Below are 24,793 nucleotides of genomic sequence, written 5' to 3' on the forward strand. Positions count from 1 at the left end.
TAAAACCTCAATTATATATACGCTACAATCATTAGAAATGTCTCCAAATAAACGCTTTTATACGGATGTTATCGCCTTATGCTATCTCCCCAAGATCAATTGACTGAGCTGGTACGCACGCTTGAGACTCAGCATCATGTCTTTGCCACTGACCCGCTGCTTATCACCGAAAAGCTACAAGGCGAGGATGGCAAACCGATACAAAAGTTGCAGCGCAGGGCATCGCGTATCGACAGTAATGGCGCTATGGCACAAGTGCTGGGTAAGATTGAGGGTCGTATTAAAGGCATCATGGTTGTTATGAGTGTGGTGTGGTGTCTGTCAGGGTTTTTAGGGTTATTTACGTTATTACAGACCAACGTGGTGAATTTCTTTTATGTATTGGTCTGCCTGCTGGGTTTCCATACCATTATGCTGGTAGGCTGGCTGCTACTGACCTTGGTCAATCGCGGCAAACCATCTTCGAACTGGTTTGCCAGTTTTGTGAGTCCCAGTTATCTTATCCGTGGTAAAGATGATGTGACGAAGGCGGCAGTCGACTTGTACGAACGTCAATTGCAGCACAGTGGTATGCGCTGGTATCTTGGCAAATTCAGTCATCAGTTATGGCTGGCCACGTTAACAGGTATGCTACTGGCGATTATATTTTTATTAGTCGTACGTCAGTATAGCTTTAGCTGGGAGTCAACCCTACTCTCCGATCAGGCGCTCATTACGTTGACTCAGATACTTGGCTGGTTACCAAGCATGGTGGGATTTGATGTACCGGACAATGCCTCCATCGTACAGAGCCGATTGGTGACCGAGGCGATGTCACTCTCTGTGGCACGGCAATGGGCGGGCTTGTTGGTGGGCAGTTTATTGCTGTACGGTATCGTGCCGCGAGCGATAGCATGGATGTTTTGTGCACTCATGTTTCGCCGTAAAAAAATGCGTTTGGACATCAAACAGCCTTATTATCAAAAAATACTAAACTTTTGGCAACGCCATGTCGTGGATGCCGATGATTTTAAGCAAGCACCAGCGCCTATCGCCCCAAAAGCGACGGTCAGCGCTGGCAAGAAAGTGGTGGCGTTACTAGAATATCCATCAGCGCAAGACAACTGGTGGCAATCTGGTGTGGGTACTGATTTGCATGACAATAATGACGTTGAGAACTTCGGTATCATTGATGATCGTGAAGACATGGCACGACTAAAAATTTATTTAGACCATCATCCTGTACAAGTGTTGTTGGGCATTCATAGCAAAGCGCTGCCTGACCGCGGCACGCTACGCAAACTTGACCAAATCGCCAGTCATGCAAAAGATGGGTTAATTGTACAATTACTTGGTGAAACGGGTTTTAGTGAAGATAAATCGGATCAAGAAGGCGCTGGATTGGAATTATCAGATAATAAAAACGTTCGTGACCAACAGTGGCAAACCGCGCTGTCTGCTCGAAAAATAGGTTTGGTCAATACCGATGCTTAGTTAGAACGTAGTCGCTTAATCAACGCTTAGCCAGATTTTTACTATAGATGGCTGCTGTTTTTGGTCATCAATCAATATAAGACGCTATTATGAATAATGACAATAAAAAAGATAATCACGATCACAATAAGCCTGTTGGTCTCTTTGCAGACAAAGCTTACGAGGCAAACACTGATATCCCTGAACTGCCTGTGACTCAGTCAATGCCAACTCAGGATAACACGGAGGGTAAGCAGCCGTTATTTGCTGAGACATCAACACCAGATACAATGCCAGATACAGTGAAAAATATCACAAAAAAAACCATTGCCAGTGGTGAAGCGCTCAAATTGGCCGTTGTGGGTCACACCAATACTGGCAAAACCTCCATACTGCGTACTCTATTACGTGATGTCTATTTTGGTGAAGTCAAAAACGAAGCAGCGACCACACGCCACGTCGAGCAAGCACAGCTAACAGACAGTCAAACAGGTGAAGTGTTGGTGGCGTTATATGATACTCCCGGTTTAGAGGATGCATCAGGACTCATGGATTGGCTGGAGGACAATACTGCCAGTCGCCGTGATGGTATTGAGCGCTTGCAGCAGTTTTTAGCGGCAGATATTGCCCAAGGTGCAGCCAGTGGTGCTTCTCAGGGTTATGACTTGCAGGGCGATGACTATAGCCAAGAAGCCAAAGTGATTCGTCAGTTGTTGGCAAGTGATATGGCCATCTACGTGGTAGATGCTCGAGAGCCTGTATTGGGTAAGTATAAAGATGAGTTGCCGATTTTGTCATGGGCAGCAATACCCGTTATGCCTGTCTTTAATTTTACTGACAGTCAGGATGCCAATATCGACGAGTGGCAGACCATGCTGGCAAGACGAAATCTACATATCTCGACGCGCTTTGACTCGGTGGCTTTTGAGTTTGAAGATGAGATGCGGCTATGGAAAAACCTAGCCACTATGCTCACCCACTCTGAAATGCTGGAACAGCTTATGGCGCGGCGTACCGAAAATTGGGCACAGCTGTATGACGAAGCCCATATTATCATTGCTGATTTTTTGTTAAATGTGGCGGCCTTTGTGCGCGAGATTGGTGACGATGATGACCCACTGCCCGTTTTGCAGCAAATGCAAGAAGCCGTTCGGCAAAGCGAGCGCACGATGCAGCACAGCTTGCTTAATTTATACAAGTTTTATGACAATGCAGTAGCAGCGACTCCGCTTGAATTGCAAGCATATCAGCAAGATCCGTTTGATCCTGAACTACTCAAAAGCTATGGCATTCGTACCACTTCTGGTGCTGCCGCCGGTGCATTATTAGGGCTAGGCATTGATGCCGCCGCATTGGGAACGACATTGGGATTGGGCGCGGCGATAGGCGGTATCGCAGGTGGATTGCTGTCGAATACCAGCAGTATTGCCGATAGGATTACTGGGGTAAAACGTTTATACATTGACCCCGCTACGCTGACCCTTTTGGCGACTCGGTCAATAGATTTACTCACGGCCCTACGTCATCGCGGTCATGCTGCTACAGATGCCACTCAACTGTTGTATAAAGAACATAAAGGCGAGAAAAATAACCTTGAAACTTCCAGTGATGACGATGTGAGTAAGGAAAATCATCCCATTACTGTGTGGCCGCCGCATAAATTACCAAGTGAGCTAAAAAAAGCCCGTGGCAAACCACAATGGTCGTCGCTCAGTAGTGGCAAATCCGAGCAAGCACAATTGCTACGAGCAGACATGGCATGGTCACTGTCAGGTAAATTGCAATCATATAAGCAAGAATCGTGATTGCAAATTTCTCACTGCCTATAAAACGCATTCAGTTTGGCTTTTGTCCTTTATGGCACGGAATATAATAATGCACTCAGTGCCTCCGTACCGCGCACATCTGTCTGCTGTAAATAAATGGGATAAAGCGGATAATTCGTAAAATTTTGTTCGATATCTTGCATCAGTTGCTGTTGGCGCTCAGCACGATGACGCCAAAATTCATCAGACTGAGTGGGTGATATCAACTGATTGATAACAATCGCTGCGGGTGTGAGTTTACTGTCTTCTAATTGTTCGATCGCCCGTTTGGTTTCGGCCAATGGCAACACATCAGCGGTCATCACCAACACAATCGCCGTCTGCGCGCGATCATGAAGTAGCAATCCTGCCTGACGGAACAGCTGTTTGCGTTTTTCTAGCACGGACACCGCTTGCTCCCAACGATCAGATTTTTTTGCAGCAAATGGATTGGCTAGATCATGTTTAGGCGCGGTCTGTTTTTGGTTTTGGTTGTGACTGTCCAAATGCGTCGCTACCGACCGCAGTTTTGCTTGTCGCCGCTGCTGAGCCAATAGACCATCTGTCCATGCGCCCATCATCTCTGGCAGTACGAGTAACCGCAAGGTATGACCCGTCGGTGCTGTATCAAAAATAATATGTTCGTAATTGGCATCTGCTGCCGTGACCAAATGCTGACACATAGATTCGAGCATCGCCGCTTCTTGTGCACCAGGCGCTGACTTTGACAGTCGCAGATGCTCACGGATTTTTGGCATCATATCGGGATTGGCATAGGCGGTAATGGTGCGCTCAACTTGAGAAAAATGCTCGTCAACGATAACATCAGGATTTAGCTCAATGGCATCCAGATAAGGCGTTATCGAAGTTTTCTCATTATTTAAACGTGTATTCAGTACATCGCCCAAGCTATGCGCTGGATCAGTTGAGACTATCAAGGTCTTTTGCTGCTGGCTTGCATAATAGCTGGCAAGTGCAGCGGCCGTCGTGGTTTTACCTACCCCACCTTTACCACCGATAAATATAATCGGTTGCGTGGTGAGTTGTTCTACTAATTTAGGTAGCGGATGCAGTGCCATACTTGTCTCTCATTTCTTCATTAAAAATCTATCTCAGTCCCATTTGTCTCTATCGAGACTCTTTTTTATATTGATTTGGCGATAGCTAACAGCAACCAACATGGTCAAAAGGACATCTGTCCATACCCATTCGCGTGTGCCATTCATGGAAATTTTCTAAGAACAATGGCTGCAACTCTAACGTATAAAAGCTGGCAGGATTGTCAATTCCTAAGCTTTCGGCAAACATGAGTAGCATAAAAAAATCCTCTTCATCACGTGCGGCACGTGCCATCGTTTGGCGATAAGGCGCATGATAAAACTCGTTTAATCCCGTCACAAACCGCTGCCACCACGGCTGAATACTTACAGTATCGCTGTCTGGCGTATTTCCGTTTTCCGTTGTATTTTCCATAGTCTACTCATATTTTGCTTATTTCTTATTATCTATCATGCCTATATAAGACAAAAAACGCCAGCGATTGCGGCTGGCGTTTTTGATAGAAATGCAATTTTAATGATGCTTGTTTACTGATACCTAGGTTTTAGACATCGATTTTAGACATCACTCTTGCCTTTGTGCAATGACCATTCTTTGCGTAGCACTGACAGACTCTCAAATGTCACTAAGACCGTTGCTATCAAAATGATGATATCCATAATGATAAGCAGCCAATTGCCATCTGTGTAAAAAGTTTTGAGCTGAATCAATAGCGCAAAGACTGTCATAACCAACAAGAACGATAATGGCGCTAAGGTATACCAGACGGGTTTACCTTTACGCAACAAGATGACCGTTACGACCATCAATGTTAAGGCTGCCATGAGCTGATTGGTCGTACCAAATAGTGGCCAAATGATCATACCACCCGCACCATCAATACCACCAGCGCCAAACGCCAATAACAGACAGCTACCGACGGCAAGTAACGTTGCGACCACGCTTTTATTCAATACTGGCAAGTTATAAAACTCACCGAATTCTTGGAAAATATAACGTTGCAAGCGTACACCAGTATCCATCGTAGTCCCTGCAAACAATGCAGCCATTACAGTCAGCATCGTCTGTGCTAGTACCATATCGATGCCAACACCTGCACTTAGGATGGTAGCACCACCGTCAATAAAGGCACCAATGGAGCCGTCGCCAAACTTTTGATAAACCGCTTGCCAATCGCCAAGAGTCGCAAAACCTGCGGTGGCAGCGAGAATTGCACCAAGTGCCAGCATGCCTTCACCAAAGGCACCAAAGTAACCCACGAAACGCGCATCTTCTTCTTTATCAATTTGTTTGGAAGTGGTTCCCGTCGCCACCAATCCATGAAATCCTGAGATTGCACCACAAGCGATGGTGACAAACAATAACGGCATAATGGATGGTGTACCAATTGGTAGCGCAGTGTTGATAGCTGGCGCGACAATGTTGGGTGTGGCGATAAAAATAGCGGCATACAATAAAATCAAACCAACAAACAACTGCAAGCCATTGATATAATCACGCGGTTGCAGCAGCATCCAAACAGGCAGTAACGATGCAATCGCTGCATAGGCAAATAAAATCAAAATCCAGACTGCATTGTCAGGCAACCCAAAAACAGTCTCAGGCAATACAATAGGGAACATGGGGCCAAGATAAATAAGTCCGTATAAAGCGCTTACCCCAATAATGGACACCCAAACCAAATTCATCTTGTAGCGATAAATACACTGACCGATAATAAAGGCAACCACTAAAGCGCCCCATACTGGCAACACAGCAGAGGGTGTTTTGATCATCATATTCGCAATAGCAACGCCAAATACAGCATTTACCATCAGTAGTAATAAAAAGATAACGACCATCATCAAGCTTCGAACACGGGTGCCCATGACCGTACCAGCAATAGAGCCAATCGACTGCCCTCTATTACGCATACTCGCCCAAATAGCTGACATGTCGTGTACACCAGCCATAAAAATAGTGCCCAAGACCACCCAAATGATGGCAGGCACCCAGCCCCAAATGACTGCAATCGCAGGGCCGATAATCGGTGCCGCCCCTGCTACTGACGTGAAATGATGGCCCCATAACACATACTTATTGGTGGGGATGTAATCGACCCCATCTTTCATCGTATGCGCTGGCGTGGGACGACTGTTGTCCAACGCCAAAATTTTGGTGGCGATAAATTTTGAGTAAAATATATAGCCGCAAAGCATGGCGGCAACGCCAAACACCAGTACAATAGCACTATTCATGTTATCTCTCCCTAGATAAGTGGTAGATAGCCTTAGAAGTTCAAGCTTTTTAAATCAAAATATCAAAAATATGCTAAATTAGTGTGCCATGAGTGACTCATCTCATCGATTGTTAGGCAAATCATAAAAATCCTGCAAGATCGTCACTATTCAACTGAGCCTTGCATGTTATAACCAAGGTACATCACTAATCCGCATTGAGCGTGGTGAGTCTTTGCTGGGTATTCTGCTGAAATAGTAACTGATTTAGCGATAGATGTAACGTTCGTAAGGCATTAAAAAAACAAATAAAGGAAGTATAATGGCACATTATTTTGGATTCGTACCTTCAGATAAGTTAAAAGCATTCATCACTGAAGCCGAACAAGTCGTTGCATCGAATGAAAAAGTAGATTATTACCCCTACCGTGACGCACTGACCCATCAAACCGCGCGCGATCTTATCGATAATTTATTGGTTGGCTTGGTTGAGATTATTCCAAACCCTGAACGTCAAGCTGCTATGCGTAAAGTGGTGGTAACGGTTGAACGGGCGACAGACACGCTACTTAATATCTTACTTGGCAAAGAAAATAACGAAGAAGTACTTCCGAGCTTTCATTTTTTAAGAGATCAGGCGACTTTTATTGATAATGACGGTATAAAGCGTGTGGGTTTTAAGTTATCTGAAGCGGATGCGGACGTCATTAACAAAGGTTTTGCCGCCATTACGCCTGAGCATGTAGATACAAAGCCATTTAAAATAGCGCTTGAAACAATGAATGAAGCGACCTTAACGCATTTTATCAGTCGTTACGCCGAAACACTTAAGCTTGGTATGATTAAACGCAAATCGGTACCCGTTGCCAAAGCCGCCATCGATAAAGGCATGAGTATGGCACTTAACAAGCTGCTGCCTGACTTACCAGATCGTTCGTTGAATCGTTTAGCCAACTATTACCGTCCTTTCATCATAGAAAAACCAGAGTAATAAATATTATTATTTTTATTAGAAACGTAACGTTGGGCAAATTTACTAAAATTTGCTAAAATAGGCGGCACTTTTACCGAAGGCGCAACTCATGACCCAAATTAGTAATCAAGAAATAGAAAAAACCCTGCGCAACTCAGAGTGCCTTATCAGCAGTATTGAAGTCGCTGCTGCTTATGAGCGTCTTGCCGCCCAGCTTAACTTGCATTATGCTGGTTTGAACCCTATTGTTATGGTCGTTATGAACGGTGGACTTATCCCAGCCGGTCAGTTATTGACTCATCTGACATTCTATCATCGTATGCATTATATCCATGCAACACGTTATCGCGATAATGAAGGCACCAGTGAGCTTGATTGGAAATTCAAGCCTGATGTCAATATTGCTGGTGAGCATGTATTACTGATTGATGATATTTTTGATGAAGGTATCACGTTAAAAGCAGTCGTCGAAGAACTGAGTAAAGAAAAGCCACTATCAATCGAATCTTGTGTTCTACTTAATAAAGAACATGACCGCAAAGTTGCAGATTTTGAAGTTGATTTTGTCGGTATCAATGTTGCAGATCGCTATGTGTATGGTTGTGGCATGGACTTTCATGGTTACTTGCGTCATTTGCCGGGTATTTACGCGATTAAAGAAGACAAAGTTTAACGTTAATAAACTTTATCTACTTATTATATTAAAAAGCATCCAAGTCGGATGCTTTTTTTGCGTTTGGATTTTTACACTTACTATTAATTTTACTACTCATACAATGCTCTTATTTTTGCTATAGGCAGTATGCTTTTATTATTAACCATGAAGAAATAATCGAGCTGCCAACTTTGGGTCTTTAAAGCAGTACTACTGGTTGGCTTATCCCAACTAGGATATACCCTTATACCCATCTTACCTTTTGTAAAATGAGACTTAAGAATATTATGTCTAAGCAGGACATTTTTTGGAAAAACAAACTGCCCACATGTATTGTTATCTTTAGATGTAGTGATTACTAATAAGTCTGGTGATGAATCATATTGAAAAGGTTGATTAATACCTTTGGAATCCTTTTCCCAAAAAGTAACAAACTGCCCTACTTTGGTAGGTGTTTTCTTAGCCACTCTGAATCTAACTGTTTTAACAGTCAATTTGTTGATTAACTCAAATGTACCAGCAGCATATTCTAGATTTTGTTGTTCCTCCTTAGTTGAAGTAATAGTCAATTGGTTAGGCTTATAAATAACTTTATTAATATGCTCTAGCACAGTATCAAAGGTATGCAACTTTAATCCTCTTTTTATATTTCTTAATATTTGTCTATTAAGTTTTCAAATTGCAACGTCAAGCCAGTTTGGCGCTCAGTTGGCGTCTGAACCGCTTTTTCAAACGCGTATTTTGTACTATATATGGTCACTTGTTTTTTAGCCCGTGTCACTGCTGTATAAATAAGCTCTTTACTGAGCAATCTGGCATGACTATTGTCAAAAGTAATGGCAACATGATCAAACTCAGATCCCTGTGACTTATGAATGGTCATCGCATATGCGGTAGCAATTACCTCTTCATTTAGCAGGTTGACAGCGATACCTTGCGCTTTATTCTCAAAAAACACTTCCAACCGACCTCTTTCGTCGCCTGTCTGCAAACAAAAACCAATATCACCATTAAACAATCCTAGCTCATAGTTATTCTGTAGAACCATAACAGGACGACCATGGAACCATGTGTTCTGACCCAGTGGTAGCTTAAGTTCAGTAAGGTGCCATTGGGTCAGATAGTTATTGATATAGTGATCGCCCCATTCGCCATTATGACCAGCGCTTAAGACCCTGAATTGGTTAAATACTTCCACCAGCGAGGCGACTGTTGAATTTACTAATGCTGGCACGGATTTTTCTATCGAATTCTCTAGAAGATTTTTAATCTTTCTTATGTAGGGATGGTAGTTTTTGGTTATCTTTAAAATATTTTTTCTTTGCTTAGGCTATTTTTTATCTTATTATTAAGCTCGTCTATCTGCAAGGTGTTCACGTATTGAAAGCTCAATGCATCATCTTGTTTCAACAGTTGCCAAATTTTTTGGGTATCTACCTCTGTTTGATTGATTTGATTCGCAAGTTTACCAATGCCCGATTCGGCGCTAAAACGGCGGCTTTCGAGTAGCTCTGCATGAATGGATTGCAATATCGGAATATGACACAAATCAGCCAGAACTGCTCCTGCATCTACTGCTGCTAACTGGTTGGCATCTCCCAACAGTATCAGCCTTGCACCCGGCTTTATGGCGCTAACAAGATAATTGGCCAATTCAACACCGAGCATTGACGCCTCATCAATAATAATGATGTCCTCACCCAATGGATTAGTGGCATCATAACGCGGTCTACCCGTTCGACCAATTCCCAGTAAGCGATGGATGGTTTTGGCTTCTTGTAATTGCATTTTAACGTCTGATGCATCTAGAGCCGCTTGCAAAGACTCTTGCATTCGCTGTGCTGCTTTACCAGTCGGTGCTGCGAGCGCTAGGCTTGCGCTATCTGTACTGAATTTGATGCTCTCTTGCTGCGCATCCCTACTCTCTGTAGCTTGTTGTAACGCAATAACGAGCTGGGCGACAGTATAGGTTTTGCCTGTGCCTGGACCTCCAGTGATGATACTGAATGCATTATTGTTGGCCACGTTAATGGCTTTTATTTGTTGTTCGTTTAAATGTTTAGGTATTGATAATTTTAGAGGGGTGATGGGCTGATTTAAAATAGTACTGATATGCTTTGCTAGGTTAAACTCCGCTTGCCAAGAGCGATGTAGCCAAAAAGTTATCGATACTGCTGATTCTTTTTGATTTTTAGTTTTTTTATAGATAATAGGTTGATTATTTTTGCTTAGGCTATTTTTTTTGGTAATATTATTGTCAACTTCTGCGAATAAAGTGTGTTGACTGACCAAATCTATGAAAAAATTTAAATCTGTATTTTTCAGTAGTTGGTATAAGCTGGCAATCGTCATAAAGCGCTTGTTTAGTATCTCCTTTTCGTGATTACTAAGGGCAAGTTGCGTCCAGAGCTGACCTCCCTTATCAAATAAAATATCGAGCAAAACAAATAGTGATATTTCAGCTGTCGAATCATCTTCTACTTGCGTGTTCATCTGAGGTTGTATCAAGGCAAAGATTGGTGTTGCTAGCATTGTTAACAACGCTTGTTGCCACCCATATAGCGCAACGATCTCATTATTGATTTGGCCTTGCAATGGCACTTCATCCTCAGCTTCCTCAATAGTTAATACCGTATGCCCTTCTTCTAAATGCCTTGCTAACATAACCAAAAAAGCAGTGAATAAATTACTGCTTTCTGCTTTATCAATTTGATCACTATTGGTGTCAGCTTTTGTATGTGTCGCGTTATACGCTGCATAGGTCTGCTGACGGCGTAATAGAATGTAGTCGCTGAGATTGCTGGCCCAGCTTTCTTGTACGCCAATCGCTGCCTTGCTTTTATTGTCATTACTCATTGTATGCTTGTCTCTATGTTGGTCTGCTTAATCGATATGATCTTTTTTGGATGACTAGTTTGTATTGAGCACTTACGAATCAGGCAAGCCAAATAACGTGTCTAACCCTTTAATAAAATCAATTGGGATATCCCAAGTCACCAGTCCATAGCGGTTATTATGTGCTGTGCTACCATCAGGCTCCCTCGTATTAGATGATGTGTTATTGATCGCTTGGGAACATGGATCGTATACGCCACGTAAAAACACATACTCTACAGGGCCTAAATACTTATCTTCGTTGCCTGCGTAATCCTGAATTCTCATGGAGAGAAACCGATGCAACGCTACTTGGTAAATGGCTGCTTGTAACCAATATCCTGCTTTGGACATGGCCTGCTTTAGTGTACTTTCATCGTAATCGCTTAGGCTATTTCCTAAGAAATTACTTTTGTAATCGACCACGTAATATCTGCCCGCATGCTCATACACTAAGTCAATTTCGCCGCGCAAATAACGATACAAATGCGTTTTATTCTGCGCAACAAGGTTGACGTGTTTGTCTATGTCATTAGGCAGATATTGTTGAAACAGCTTATTGATATCCTGTGCTTTAAACCGCTCTGACAACCCCATATTGAACTCTAATTCAGCAAACCGCTGACTGGCGCTAAGAGAACGTAAGGGTTGATTGGATGCCAATAACGGCGCATCTATCACTTCTTCAATCCAATTAATTAATGCGTCATGTTTCGTCGTATCTATCGAATCAAGATCAAGCAGAACGCCCGCTATGTCCTTATTGCTTTGTAATCGACGGCTTTGCTGCTCGGCACTGCTATAGACCAGCGGCAACTGATAGCTATTAACCGCTCTATCAATCACCCCAGACCACTGCGATTTATTGGTAAAATCAATTTTTTCAAATATCTCGTGCAAAAATGTACCAGCATTAGCGCCTTTAACAAAGGTAAAGCGGATATCATCTTCCAACTTGAGAGTTAGTTCATTGACGTCTTTAGGAGACTCACTGCTATTGGATAATGGCTCATCCGAAGCGGATGTGTTTCTCATGTCAATATCTATGGCGTCATCAATACGCTCATCCACTATCACCATCGCTTGTGTGGATTCGTCCAACTGACGGGCCAGCGCAGTAAAACTGGTCTTAGCCCAGCCATAAAAATAATTGGTTTTCATGACCTCTGAAAAAGCATCGTACTCAATAGTCTCTGTCATGGGTTTGATCGTAGTAAGCGGAGTCGCATCGTTCAAGCCTGCTGATTTGGCATGGTTCGCATAGTTGTCATTATAGAACTCATTGACTTTGTGTCCTCTGATCATGCCTATCGTACCCTTAAGTCTATCAGGCAATTCAAAAGTTGCTTCTACCGAGTCAAACCAATAAAACACGGGTTTTAACCCAGGATTCACATTTTTTTTCGGGTCTTGCAGTACTACATAGAGTTGCTCACTGGCGCGCGTAAATGCCACATAACCAAGCCTACGCAGCTCATCAAACCCCTCATTTGTCTCGATGTCAGTGTAGTAATCGTCGGTGGTGGCAGAGCCTTGTAATGGAGAGAAGCGGCGCTTATTGCCAGTTAATTGATTTTGTAGTGATTGCTGCACCATTGCAGAAGGGGCTTGTGCGGCATTATATAAATAGAGGCCATAATTTTCTTTATTACCAGATTTTCTACTGGCATTACCCATACCCAATACATAGACAATGGGGAACTCAAGTCCTTTTGACTTATGAATGGTCATGAGCTGCACGCCAGACTCTGTCGGTAGTGGATACTGCTTGGCCCAATCACTATTGGGCGCGGCATCTATGTGCTGCCTAAACCAAGCCAACAACTCGTGCTCACCCATGCCTGTACCATACTGCGCCAATACATCCATTAAATGGCGCAGATCCATGATATGCCGATCGCCTTCAGTGTGAGCCGCCAAAGATTGCCAAACACCTTGTGGCTGCAAAGGGCTTTTGTCAAGTAAGTAATGTAACGCCGACAATATGCCAAAATGCTGCCATCGCTGCGCCCCTTCTTTTAGGTAGGTAATAAAGTCCTGATAGCTTTTGTTATTATCGATCGTTGACGCATTTTTTGAATGAGCGCGTGTTGTACTGCTGGCCTCGATAATACCTGACTCATGGTCCGTCATCATCGCTTTAACGTCTTTGATGCTAAGGCCATAGAGATGACTGGTCAATACCCGATTAATCATGTCATGGCGATACGGATATAGCATGGCGCTAAGCAGTGCTGCGATATCTTCTGCCATAATAGTCTCCAAGATACTGACATCACTGGTGGTCAAAGTCGGCACACCCAGTTTCACCAACTCATCTTCAACTCGCTTTAAATCTTTTTTGGCACGTGCCAGCACACCAATATCGCTAGGCTGGATGGCTTTGCCTTTTAGTGTCTGACCACTGCTGAGCAAAGTGGCAATATGACGCGCGGTGATTTCATGCTCATCGTACTCAAGCTCTACGTCTTTACCACTAGGCAAGTGCAATACGCTTACTGGCTGAGCAGAGAGTACCTCTGTCACCAAGTTATTGCCTTGTATGTCTAAATACTTAAACCAAGACAATTCATATTCTAGCTTTTCTGCTTTGATATACTGGTAATAAATACCGCTACCCAGCTGCGATAATTTATTATTATCAGTTGTCGCCGTTGGCATGCCAAACCAGCAGTTTAGCGCATGAATCACGCCTGCATTTGAGCGGCGGTTGGTATCGAGCGTCCAACGACTGCTGGTGTCAAACTGAGCTTTCATATAGTTATAGTTGGACACATCGCCACCACGAAACCCATAAATGGCCTGCTTTGGATCACCCACCAATAGCAAAAACTCACGATTGGTTTTACTAGATCCTGACGGTTTATCTTTTTCTTCTTGTGTTTGCTTATTTTTTGGCAAATAAATGCTTTCAATCATAATGGCTTGCTCACCATTGATATCTTGCGACTCATCAATCAATGCCACTGGATAATGATGACGAATATAACGTGCCAGCTTATGGCCTTGTCGTCCCGTTAATGCTTGGTTTAAACGCACCATTTGTAAGCTAAAGGTCGTCTCCCCTCGTTCCTCTAAAATCACTGGCAATCTATCACGTACGGCAAGCACAATGTGACGGTTAAGATTGGCTAATATCAGAACAATATGCTGATTTAATCCTTCAACCATGTCTAAAAGCGTCATTAACTTGCTAATGGTCTCCAATTCAAAAAGCGTCTGATGCTCTTTCTCTTTATTCTTATTGAAGTTTTTAATTTTGCCGTCTTCATCTGGATATCTAGCATCCTGTAATGAAGTCAAAATCTTACGTTCGCTCTCATTTAAATAACTATTAAATGCCAACTGATATTTTGCTATCTTTTGATGTACCTCAACGAGGGCATCAAACTGTTTAGTTAAGTTAGAACGTCCATTGAATCCTTGCGACTTTCTGTAATCAGGATTCAAATAGGGCTGAATATCTGCCAAATCTAACTGTGCAAATTCAGCAATAAGCTTTTCATACGCAGTAAAGTCAAAACCTTCTTCCAATCTTATCTCATCAATCGGTGCAGAAATAAAATTGAGCGAACGAGAAACAAACTTTTTATGATCGCTCACTGCTGTCAGATTGCCTTGCTGATCCATCAGTGCGTACAGTTTGGGCTGCTCATGATATAAGCGGCTTTGAAATTGGCGCAGCTCATCATGAATAATACTGTCGGTCACTTGCTCAATGCTGCTGTCTTCAATGATCGCCATACCTTGCTGGTGACCAGTCTCGCTACTGTATTCGGTCAACCATTTTTGTGCCAAGCTATCCAGCGTACCGACAAAAAGCTTATCCAATGTGGTTAATACTAGTGCGGTGCGTCGAAGCGCCTCCGCCATTGGGTAGCTATACACATGATCTAATAAATAACCGACCAAGTGCAGATTCACAGGATCTTGCATAATTTTATCTAAGCGTACATGTTTGGCTTGCTGTATTAACCACTCGTCACGCGCTTTTCTTACCTGTGCGCGCTTTTCCTTAGCCGCCTGTTGGTCATGGTCAAGATCTTGATTGAACGCATCAATGTCTGTCTGAGCGTTTGAATCGATACTTAAATCATTACCTGCTGGTCTATCCTCATTACTGTCAGGCATCACCTGCAATATATTGGGATATAAGCTGTTTTTATTGTTGGTATTCGCACTCAGGTTATTGATCCATTGTAGAAGCTGATAGAACTCTACCAAACGATCATGAATGCGCTGACGCATCTCCGCTGCAGCTGCTCGCGTAAAAGTCGTGGCAATGATTTGCTCTGGCGCTCGCCGTGCTTCAATCAGCAAGCGCAGCACAATACCAGTTAGCGTCCACGTCTTGCCCGTCCCTGCTGAGGCTTCGATAAGATGCTTACCCGTTAATTCAACGGCCACCGCTGGTGTCACATCTGCTTTAGGCTCAGCCATCGCAGTCAAATCATCACATTCACTTGAATACTCATCAAATAAATGCGGCTGTGTAGAGATATCAGTTGTGTCACTAAAGTCTGTCATATAGGTGGATACTTTTCATTATTATCTACAAGGTCAAAATCTATGAGGCCAAAAGAAACTAAGCGAAATAAACTGGGCGTTAGCCGTTCTAGCTAATTATCTAAACCGCTTAATGCAGCAAACATCGGCTGATACAATGGTTGCGCCAAGGTGGTTAATGCCCCTGATAAAGCTTGAAAGGCATCTTGATCACGCAATACGTATTGCCAAATGACATGCTGTGAGCAAGTATCGTATACCGCGTCTGAATAATAACTGGGTCTTAGCCAATCAGAAAAATCTGCTCGTTTTGGCCAATAACGCTCAGTTGTACTCTCATTTTCTTCAGCTTTTGCGCACTTACCAAGGTAACTGAGTGCATACTCAGGCAGTAGCGTAATCGGCACTTGACCTGACAGGTTGCCAAAAATCGCCCACTTAATCAGCTCAATGACCGCATCTTCATACACAATGGGGCTTAGCTTAAATGTCATCGCATTTTTATAATTATCCACTTGCGAGCTGGCTTTATTAAAGCGCCAAATACTGACCCCATCACTCAATGCCACTTGTTCATTAGTGGTACGTCTGGCCACTTGCCAATATAAATGTGACAACCAAAACTTGAGTAAATGTCTGGGGCTGGCAGAGTTCGGTAAGATATTCAACCATTGCTTGGGTGATTGCTCAGCATAAGACAGGTTTGACTGATTATCCGTGTTTAGCGATACTGATATCGGTACTAAGCCTTTTATTTTAATAGAGGCAGGCAGCAATTTACGCCATGCTTCTGTTTTTGCCTGACGATCTGAGTCGCTGTCTGCTTGATGATGGCTCGCGTTCAAAACCGTTGCCACATCTCTGACTTCGATAGGTTTTTCTATCGTTGGGGTAAGCAGTTGCAAGCCATTGCTAACTGATCTCTCTCTATAGCCACTACCTATGTCGAAACCATCGAAGCCATTAGCAATCAATTGCTCTCTAAATTCGGCACATTGCTGTTGTAGTTTTTGCTTTTGGTTGGGTATGCTGGTTTGGCGAGCCACCCCTGCCGGTATCATTTTTTGATACATCATAGTGGCGTTGGTATTTTCAATGGCCGTATTGCCATTACTTGGCTCGGTTGCATCGGCAACTAATGACTGAATCAAATGTTCTTTAATCTGATAAGTCGTCAGGTTATCCAAAAACAATGGCTCTTGGTGCGCCATCGCTGCTTCGCCTTGTACCACATGCACCTTCTGAGTACGTAAAAATGCTTTGGCAGGGTGACGTACTTGATAGACTAATCCCCCTTCAATGTCTATCTCCCCAATATCAAATAAGGAATCAAACACAGTTGGGACAGCCGCTTTAGTCGTGTTATTGACATCAAGAGCACCCTCTAGTGCTAACATATCAGCCAATACAGACAAAGTTTGCTCATCTATTTCCCCCAATTGACCCAAGCCTTGACCAAGCATCGTAGCGATTGCTTCGTATTGCGCTTTATTAGGTAAGCCAACCAATTGCGTGTACTTGCTAGCTATCTTACCGCTTAAGGTATCAAACACGGCTTGCCATAACGGCGCGGGGGGAAATTGTTTTTTCTGTGCCAATTTGGTTTTACGCATGGCCTTATTTAATAAAGTATCTAGCTCATCAGATACCGTGATGGCGTTATTATTCTGAGCATCAGCAGTGGACTGACTCTCATTAACACTGAGATTGGATAGGTTGGTCTGTTTTTCCTGCTCAAATGTGTCATCTTCAACTTCTGTCTCAAACAGACTGCGATGAAAAGGCAGTGCTGGATGTTCCGTCACCAACCACTGTTTGATCAGCTTAGGTAAATAGCGTTTGAGGCTCTCAGTCGTTGGATCGATATTTTCAGGCAAGGTTTCAAGCGAATTCACTTGCCACTGTACCTCACCTTGTAAGAATTGTAGCAACTCACTGACAGGATTGGCTGGCAAGTGCTCATGCATATCCGTCAGGCTTTGACCATTATAAAATATCCAGCACGCGCTACGTGCGCATAGCAGCGCATCCAAAAATGCACCATTGTCATCATCTTCACTGACTCTATCACCGCGACGAGCATTGGTGGCTTTTATCAAATCATATCGGTTATCACGGTCACGCGCAGGAAACTCCGAGAGATCCATATTAAGCATCACCACTAATTCAAAAGGCACGTTCCTAAGCGCCCCAAATCGACCAAACGTAATCACGCCCGTTGGCTCAGCACTGACTTGCTGACTTTCTAGCTCGTCTTCGATACTATCTAGCATAAAGCTCAGTTTTAATGGCAATTGCTCAACGCCTGCCAGCCTTTGCTCAACTTCCTTATTGGCGCTATCACCGCTAGAGTACTGTCTATAATGACGATTGGCTCGCAAACTTGATTTAAAGCCATTCATAGCATTATATATGGCGCGCATCGTACGAGTTTGATCGACATCGCCAAAATAGCGATGGATCACTTGCGTCTCAATCTGATCGAGCCAATCTTCCGCTTTCATTCGTTGGGTATGATCGTCACGTCGTTCAACCAAACCTACATAGATACGGCTAAGCGCTTCAACAACCATTGCATCATTTAGGCTCACTTGTGGCAATGGCAAACTCATCTCAGGCAAAGCCGTACTCGCCCAGTCATCCTCATGCAAAGGATATAAACAATCACTCAAACTGGCCTCTGGCATCACTAATCCTAAGGCCAATCTGTCTAATGCTTGGGCAAAACTAAAGCGATAGTCGTAGTCATTAGCGTCTAAGGTTTGCTTAAGGTGTCGCTCATCAAAACCGCGGATAAAGCCCGCCTCTACCAACAAATCGCAACCACGGCTCATTTGCTCATGAGTCAGACCAAAGCTTTCAAACAAAGGAGGTAACATCAGCCAATCTAAAACCTCAGCTGCTTCAAAACGAGCGCTATGACTACCCAACAATTTGTAAAACCCGATAATCGCTTCCCATAGCTGACGAATATCAGTATCGACAACACCCGTTACTTTTGCAGGTAGGGTCAAACCATCCTGACCTTTACCATTGACAAAAATAGAGCCAATGAGCGCGTGGTGACGCTCAACATCAGGTAACAAAACCACAATGTCGGATATATGGCGTTTTTTTTCATTGGCTTTAATGGGTTCGTTGAGCCAGCGTCCAATCATGATACGCAGTACTTCAAGCTGACGCTGTAAATTGTGACACGAATGAATGCTTAGGCTATTGTCTTGCGATGATATGGCCCAAAAACGATCCTTTTCAAAGCGTTTATTTTCTAATACCTCATCGTCGTACCAAGGCGTATCTGACGCTTCTTGCTCAAAGCCCAATTCTATTTGCTGACTGACCGCCTCTGACACTTTTGCCGCTGTCGCCTGTTGTGTCGATTGCTCATCCAGCATCAACACATCGTTTTGCAAACGTCGCAACAAGCTTGGGCTATTTTGCGTCTGCTGATAAGTATTGTCATCAATATCGTAGGCATCATGAGCAACACCTTGACCTGCCTCATCACCAAACCCATCATCAAAATTGTCTTGCCACTCTACAAGCGCCTCTTGGTACTGCTCATTACCTGATAGATTGGCAAGCATGGCAAAGGTATCGCGAGATTGTTTTCCCAAACGTGACAGCAAACTGTGACCATAATCACGTAAAAACACGCTTTCAGGATTGATGATCTGTTGACGCTGTAACCACGACTTATCGACAATATCTGCCCAAAACAGCTTTGAGGGATTGTAATGTAATAAGGTAATATCCATGTATTGCGATAAGCGCTGTAAAAAGTCAAGCTCGGTCTGAGGCAATTGCTGAATGGTAAAGATGCGCAATACCTTGGGCAATTGATCACGCTCATTTGCCTTATTGTGCTTCAAAGCTGACCAAAAGTTGTCCTCAATGCTCACACGGTGCTGATGAACATCGGCAAACAAATGCGACCACAAGAATCGCTGCGAAGCTTCCAGTTCTACATAATGTTCAACCAACCACTCAGGCGTACCGCGCGCATACTTATCAAAGCGCAGAGACAACGCGTCTTTGTCTGCTATTAACTCATCTACATTAAGCGGCTTGTTATGTGACCATAATGCCAGCCAATCCTCACGGTGAGTTAAGTAGCGGTTAAACACTCGGGCCAAATCACTTGCCAGCTGCCAAATGCGCGCATCTTGTTGCGGCTTATCTTGTTGTGCTGCGTCTAGTTTTAGAGCCTCTTGCTTCACCCCTTCTTGTGGCTCATCAATCAAAGAGGCCAGTAGTGGATGTACTGGATGTGCCTCATTTTTGACAATCAACTCTTGATAATAAGTCAGATATCCAAACAGTCGCCACTGCATCACTGTTGGTGATAATACGGCAACTTCAGGCACATTTAAAACGGCTATCTCAGGGTTGTGCTCTAACAAATAGGCATTGTGACGGCTTAGCACGTCCTGCATCAGCGTCCACTGATACTGACCCCAAAATTTGGTACGCACCAACGTACTGATGCCAGCACGACTGGCAATCGTCTTGTCCAACCAGTCACCCAATACCATTGAAGGTACAATGACAATAAAAGGCTCGAACACAGATTGATTCTTTGACTGATATTGCACAAGCAATTGATCAACGAGTTTTTCGGTACGGTGCGACTGAATAATGGTAAACATAGCGGATAATCTGATTAAGGTAATAGAAATTGAAGTAACAGCATAGGAAGTCTGATAAGCACGCGCTAGATAAAATCAGTTGCTCAGTCAAAAGAACCTGTGCTTGATGGCCTTGATAAACGTAAAAACCAAGCCGCTTACGACACTCACCAATACATGTTTGGCAGTCGTCACTGGGCTACATTTCTGCTAATATAATGACAACTTTAAAGAACAGTATAGGGCGTGTCCTCAATTCAATCGATATAAAAAATTGATAACGCTGACAAGGCGCGCTGGTTATCAGTGTGCCATTGAAAGTGAACGTTTACTAGTAGAGACGCCAGTATTATAATACCTTGCGACAGTCAGTGTCGCTTTGTGCCATGATTGCTATAATTATATCGCCACCATGATTACATTGTGATGCTACCCATATTAAAAAAAGAGAGGATGAGGTGGGTGTTTTTGATAAATCAACGCTTACCCTTTATCGTTAGCACCTCACTTTTTTGCCAACGAGATGACTAAATCCTATGCCTTTGCGCCCCATTGATGCCATTTTCGTTTGTCCCAAACAACGTTTATATGTTGTTTACTATCGCGGTGAATTATGGCAATTGCCGCGTATGAAAATTGATGATAGATCATGGCAGAACAGGCGGCTCTATACTGGTGAGAGCAGTGCGCTTTACCTTAGTAGTCGCCAAACCATTAAAGACCCTGTATTAGCACAAAAATTACGAACGTTAAATTTCCCTGTTGCCTTACGTGGCAGTCCATTACCACGCTTTGAGGCATGGTGGGAAACACATGGTTTTAAATGGCTTAAAGACAAACTTACGACAGGTCAATCCCCACTGGCAGCGCATCAAGCGACCGCCTCCGCGAAAGCCATTGACAATCTGCCCACTTCCCCTTCAAACTATCAACCTGACGCACCCAATGCTAACGACAATGCGGGTCAAAAAAGTAGTGAGCAGCCAATGACGGCGTCTGCAAAAACAGATATCTTTGCACAAATGCTGGCGGATTTGGTGGATGAAGTGCTGCATCAACAGCTTTGAACCAAACGCCGCTTTACCCTAAAGGCGGCGTCGCATACCTCACCTTATTTAAATTTTAAAATAAACGAACTAATAGAAGAGCGGTAATATATGAGAGACTACAAGCTGCTACTGGCTGGGCTGATTTTACTGCTGCTGATACTCTTTATTGCTGTCTTCACCTGGTTATGGATTCACAATCGTAAAAATATAGATCCGCTGCCTATCATGGCAAACCAAAACGAGCCCACAACCATAACCGAGGGCGATGCCGAAAAGACCGTCTCCAAAAGTGTCTTATATGTGCAAATAGAAGAAAACTTACAAGCGCCATTAGACGAAATCATCGTCAGCTTTGAGTCTCGCTATCCTAATGTACAAGTAATGGCCAACTACGTCCCTGCTAATAAGCTTTTAACCTTGCCAAATAACACTGCTAGCAAGAGTGAGCACTCAAACGTTGGGGTGGGCACAGACATGATTGTCGCTAATGACACTCTAACGACAGAACGTCTTGCGCCATTACAAGCAGAACTAAAAAATTCTCAAAAAGAATTTGCTCAAAATAAAGCAGATACCAGTAACGCTGATGCCAACACTATAGACAACGAAGCCAATAACGCTAAAACCAATAGTACAGAGACGCGCACATTGAACTCTTTTAGCTATGCATTAAAAGATGAGCAAGCGCTTGAAGGCGTAATTTTGACAAACAATACGGCGGCGATTAATTTCCGCAATTTTTTGGTTTCAAGCGTAGGCCAAGATGTATTAAAAAAATACGATTACGATAATATCGAGGGTTATAAAAACAGCGTAAACGACTTGTTTAATCCCACATCACAAGCAAAACAAGTATCAGGTGATACTTCTGTAGATGTTGCTGACGCCCTTAGCAACGGTGATTGAGCGTAAATTGTTTTTATTTAGATTTTGCTGATTGCTTTTATAGCGGGTTTTTTCTACAATGTCACTCCATAATGCGCCTATAGCTCAACAGGATAGAGCAGTTGCCTCCTAAGCGATCGATCCGAGTTCGAGTCTTGGTGGGCGCACCATCAAACACTATCTTAATCTATCAAATAACCCCATAAGCCTTACGCTGTGGGGTTTTCTGTTGTTTTAATATATCGTATCATAACTTGATATAACTTATGATACCTTTTCATATCACTATTTTAAGGGTATTCTACAGGGTATCGATCGATACCCCTAAACAGGATACCTTTATTATGGCTAAAACCATCAAAGCTTTAACCGACACACAGGTTAAGCAGGCAAAGATGCAAGACAAGGCTTATAAGCTTGCAGACGGTGGCGGCATGTATTTATATGTCACTGCAATGGGAGCTAAATCTTGGCGAATGAATTATGTAAGGCCGGTTACTAAGAAGCATGCAACTATGACGCTTGGACTTTATCCTGACGTATCACTGGCACAAGCACGCGAACAACGTAAAGAGATACGCGCGTTATTAGCAGAAGGTATTGATCCTCAGCAACAAAGAATAGAGGATGAGCGCGAGCAATTATTGCAGTCAAATAATACTTTTTCAGCGATAGCAGAAGAGTATATGAGCCGAAAAACACACATAGCCAAGTCAACGACAGCCAATAACCACAGGCAGTTAAGGCGATTAAACAAGTTTATTGGTGATATACCTATCAGAGATATCAAACCTATTGATGTGCTCGACGCTTGCCGCAGTGCTGAAGCGCAAGGTTACTTAGAAACAGCAATTAAGATGCGCACTATGGCTGGTCAGGTATTTAGGTATGGCGTGCAAACCGCTAGATGTGAGCGCGATATCACCCAAGACTTGATAGGCGCGTTACAGGTTCCAGTGACAAAACACCACCCTACTACTATCGATCCAAAAGAGTTGGGTGTACTGCTAAATGCTATCGATGACTACCAAGGATCGTTTGAGGTTAGGACTGCTATCAAGCTAATACCTATGCTGTTTGTGAGGGCTGGTGAGCTGCGTTATGCTCTATGGAATGACTTTTGTTTAGACGAGGGTACTTGGACGTTTACGCCTCGAAAAACGCAACGTAGGACGGGCTTATCTCTTATTGTGCCACTACCAAGACAAGCGATTGATCTGATACGCGAGCTGTCTTTACATACTCGCAGTAAATATCTATTCCCTGCTGTGCATACGACTGTGCAACCTATGTCAGAAAATACAATGAACCAAGCTTTAAAACGCCTTGGTTATGACGGTACTAAGCAAACTATACACGGTTTTCGAGCGACAGCCAGAACTTTGATTGTAGAAAAACTCAAATACCCTGAAAGCTTAGTAGAAATGCAACTTGGCCATAACGTGCGTGATATGCACGGTCGCGCCTATAATAGAACGGTTTTTTTGGACGAAAGGCGTGACATGATGCAGGCATGGGCTGATTATTTAGATGAGTTGAAAGCAACTAATGATTAATAACTATTGCTGAGCCTAAAATTGAACTCCTACCCTACTACCTCAGACAAAGATTGTTCAGGACTTCCAACAACATGTGGTCAAATATCATCATATGTGTAAGCTCAAAAAGCATTACAATGTGGCAATGTCAGATGATTAGCGTGATAGTTGAAAATTATCATTGTCGACTGTCTGTAAATTCATTATAGTCTAAGGTATGTTATTCATAGTAAAAAACTTTTGTAAAACTGAGAAATTGCTTTCATATGTTTACTAAGGCAAAAAATATTACTATGCGTATTTAATAACAAAGTAAACAACTTTTAGAGGGAATATAATGAACGAATTTGCTAAGAGCAATGGTTTTACCGAAGAAATTCTTGAGATTCTCAAAGAGATTATAAATAAAGATTTTGATAGGTTTTATGGTCTTACGGACCCTGATTTAGCATATGATGACGGATCCCCTAACATTTTTGAAAAGTCAGCGACAGATTCGGGTTTGGACCTGTCACGGCTTGAGTGTTGGGAGCTAAGCGAATATGTTATAGAAAGAATTGATGATCAGGATATCGAAGACGCTTACTGGAGTATGCGTGATGCAGAGTCTGCAGGAAGTCAGGATGAAGATGAGAATTATTATCTAGGTAGCATTGCAGATGACGCATTTAGACATTTTGATTATCTCCTCAAAAATTCTCTTAAAAACAAAATAAAATATTTTAAAGTTGTTGTAGTCGAAGGCTCTGGAAAAAATGATAAAAACGTTGACTACATTTTCTTTATAGAATAAGCACAATACTGACAAAGCATTCTAATAAAGTCCACCTCATAAAGGTGGGTTTTATTAGAGGATTATAATCATAATAATTATTTTTTTCGATATCCTTTGAGCTACTCTAATATAGCTGGACCGCCCCACACCTACTCGCTTTTTACATGTAATTATCAGAAAACAATTTATTAAGCTCTAATTGCTCATCATCAAAGAAAATACTAGGTGCACCAAAAATAGCATCCATCATGACTTGATCGGCAGTGGCGTTCTCAAAGATTTTCTCGCTTTTAATCACCTCAAACAAGTTCTTAAAGGCCAAATTGATTTTTTTACGTTCATCGCCTTCAGGATAAGCTTTGTGAAATCCACTATATA

General features: G+C 42.9%; 17 protein-coding genes and 1 tRNA gene. 9 read left to right on the forward strand and 9 right to left on the reverse strand.

Translation table 11 applies throughout. From position 1 onward, the window contains the following. The first annotated feature begins 78 nt into the window (after positions 1–78). Positions 79–1,473, forward strand: coding sequence for a DUF2868 domain-containing protein (locus M917_RS13290; protein ID WP_021815400.1), 1,395 nt, complete (start codon positions 79–81; stop codon positions 1,471–1,473). Positions 1,474–1,742: 269 nt separating this feature from the next. Further along, positions 1,743–3,257: a DUF3482 domain-containing protein gene (locus tag M917_RS13295; protein WP_406622054.1), complete on the forward strand. Its 1,515-nt coding sequence runs from the start codon at positions 1,743–1,745 to the stop codon at positions 3,255–3,257. 50 nt (positions 3,258–3,307) lie between these two features. Here the strand turns inward: M917_RS13295 and M917_RS13300 are convergent, their stop codons facing one another. From M917_RS13300 to M917_RS13310, 3 genes are all read right to left on the reverse strand, one after another. Then, the gene (locus tag M917_RS13300) at positions 3,308–4,336 is read right to left on the reverse strand and encodes an ArsA family ATPase (protein ID WP_021815402.1); all 1,029 of its coding nucleotides are present in this window, start codon (positions 4,334–4,336) and stop codon (positions 3,308–3,310) included. 85 nt (positions 4,337–4,421) lie between these two features. Then, positions 4,422–4,730: a cory-CC-star protein gene (locus M917_RS13305; RefSeq protein ID WP_021815403.1), complete on the reverse strand. Its 309-nt coding sequence runs from the start codon at positions 4,728–4,730 to the stop codon at positions 4,422–4,424. A gap of 143 nt (positions 4,731–4,873) precedes the next feature. Next, positions 4,874–6,553: a carbon starvation CstA family protein gene (locus tag M917_RS13310; RefSeq protein ID WP_021815404.1), complete on the reverse strand. Its 1,680-nt coding sequence runs from the start codon at positions 6,551–6,553 to the stop codon at positions 4,874–4,876. A gap of 301 nt (positions 6,554–6,854) precedes the next feature. On the opposite strand from M917_RS13310, the gene M917_RS13315 reads away from it, so the two are divergent. Both M917_RS13315 and M917_RS13320 read left to right on the forward strand, forming a co-directional pair. Then, positions 6,855–7,523 (forward strand): hypothetical protein, encoded by a 669-nt coding sequence (locus M917_RS13315; RefSeq protein ID WP_021815405.1) that lies wholly within the window; start codon positions 6,855–6,857, stop codon positions 7,521–7,523. A gap of 91 nt (positions 7,524–7,614) precedes the next feature. Continuing rightward, positions 7,615–8,178 carry a hypoxanthine-guanine phosphoribosyltransferase gene (locus tag M917_RS13320; RefSeq protein WP_021815406.1) on the forward strand — a complete coding sequence of 188 codons (564 nt, stop codon included), beginning with the start codon at positions 7,615–7,617 and terminating at the stop codon, positions 8,176–8,178. Positions 8,179–8,270: 92 nt separating this feature from the next. Here M917_RS13320 and M917_RS13325 read toward each other — a convergent pair whose 3' ends face one another. From M917_RS13325 to M917_RS13340, 5 genes are all read right to left on the reverse strand, one after another. After that, a complete protein-coding gene (locus tag M917_RS13325; protein ID WP_021815407.1) occupies positions 8,271–8,789 on the reverse strand; it encodes a MepB family protein in 519 nt (172 codons plus the stop codon). A 23-nt stretch (positions 8,790–8,812) separates the two neighbouring features. After that, positions 8,813–9,394: an ATP-dependent DNA helicase gene (locus M917_RS14585; RefSeq protein WP_021815408.1), complete on the reverse strand. Its 582-nt coding sequence runs from the start codon at positions 9,392–9,394 to the stop codon at positions 8,813–8,815. Between the two features lie 71 nt (positions 9,395–9,465). Beyond that, positions 9,466–11,016 carry an ATP-dependent DNA helicase gene (locus tag M917_RS13330; RefSeq protein ID WP_021815409.1) on the reverse strand — a complete coding sequence of 517 codons (1,551 nt, stop codon included), beginning with the start codon at positions 11,014–11,016 and terminating at the stop codon, positions 9,466–9,468. Between the two features lie 72 nt (positions 11,017–11,088). After that, the gene (locus M917_RS13335) at positions 11,089–15,561 is read right to left on the reverse strand and encodes a UvrD-helicase domain-containing protein (RefSeq protein ID WP_021815410.1); all 4,473 of its coding nucleotides are present in this window, start codon (positions 15,559–15,561) and stop codon (positions 11,089–11,091) included. 92 nt (positions 15,562–15,653) lie between these two features. Next, complete coding sequence (locus M917_RS13340; RefSeq protein ID WP_021815411.1) at positions 15,654–20,189, reverse strand: exodeoxyribonuclease V subunit gamma; 4,536 nt, start codon at positions 20,187–20,189, stop codon at positions 15,654–15,656. 515 nt (positions 20,190–20,704) lie between these two features. On the opposite strand from M917_RS13340, the gene M917_RS13345 reads away from it, so the two are divergent. The 5 genes from M917_RS13345 (at position 20,705) to M917_RS13365 (ending at position 24,433) form a co-directional block, all read left to right on the forward strand. Then, positions 20,705–21,235, forward strand: coding sequence for a hypothetical protein (locus tag M917_RS13345; RefSeq protein WP_021815412.1), 531 nt, complete (start codon positions 20,705–20,707; stop codon positions 21,233–21,235). A 90-nt stretch (positions 21,236–21,325) separates the two neighbouring features. Continuing rightward, positions 21,326–22,123, forward strand: coding sequence for a hypothetical protein (locus M917_RS13350; RefSeq protein ID WP_021815413.1), 798 nt, complete (start codon positions 21,326–21,328; stop codon positions 22,121–22,123). 73 nt (positions 22,124–22,196) lie between these two features. Continuing rightward, positions 22,197–22,272, forward strand: a tRNA-Arg gene (locus M917_RS13355). A 174-nt stretch (positions 22,273–22,446) separates the two neighbouring features. After that, a complete protein-coding gene (locus tag M917_RS13360) occupies positions 22,447–23,658 on the forward strand; it encodes a tyrosine-type recombinase/integrase (RefSeq protein WP_021815414.1) in 1,212 nt (403 codons plus the stop codon). Positions 23,659–23,977: 319 nt separating this feature from the next. Then, entirely contained in the window at positions 23,978–24,433 is a 456-nt protein-coding gene (locus M917_RS13365) for a hypothetical protein (RefSeq protein ID WP_021815415.1), read from the forward strand. A gap of 142 nt (positions 24,434–24,575) precedes the next feature. Here M917_RS13365 and M917_RS13370 read toward each other — a convergent pair. Further along, positions 24,576–24,793: hypothetical protein (locus M917_RS13370; protein WP_040642818.1), on the reverse strand; the 218-nt coding region annotated here is incomplete at its 5' end.

The sequence above is a fragment of the Psychrobacter aquaticus CMS 56 genome, from assembly GCF_000471625.1.
In the GTDB taxonomy this organism is placed as follows: domain Bacteria; phylum Pseudomonadota; class Gammaproteobacteria; order Pseudomonadales; family Moraxellaceae; genus Psychrobacter; species Psychrobacter aquaticus.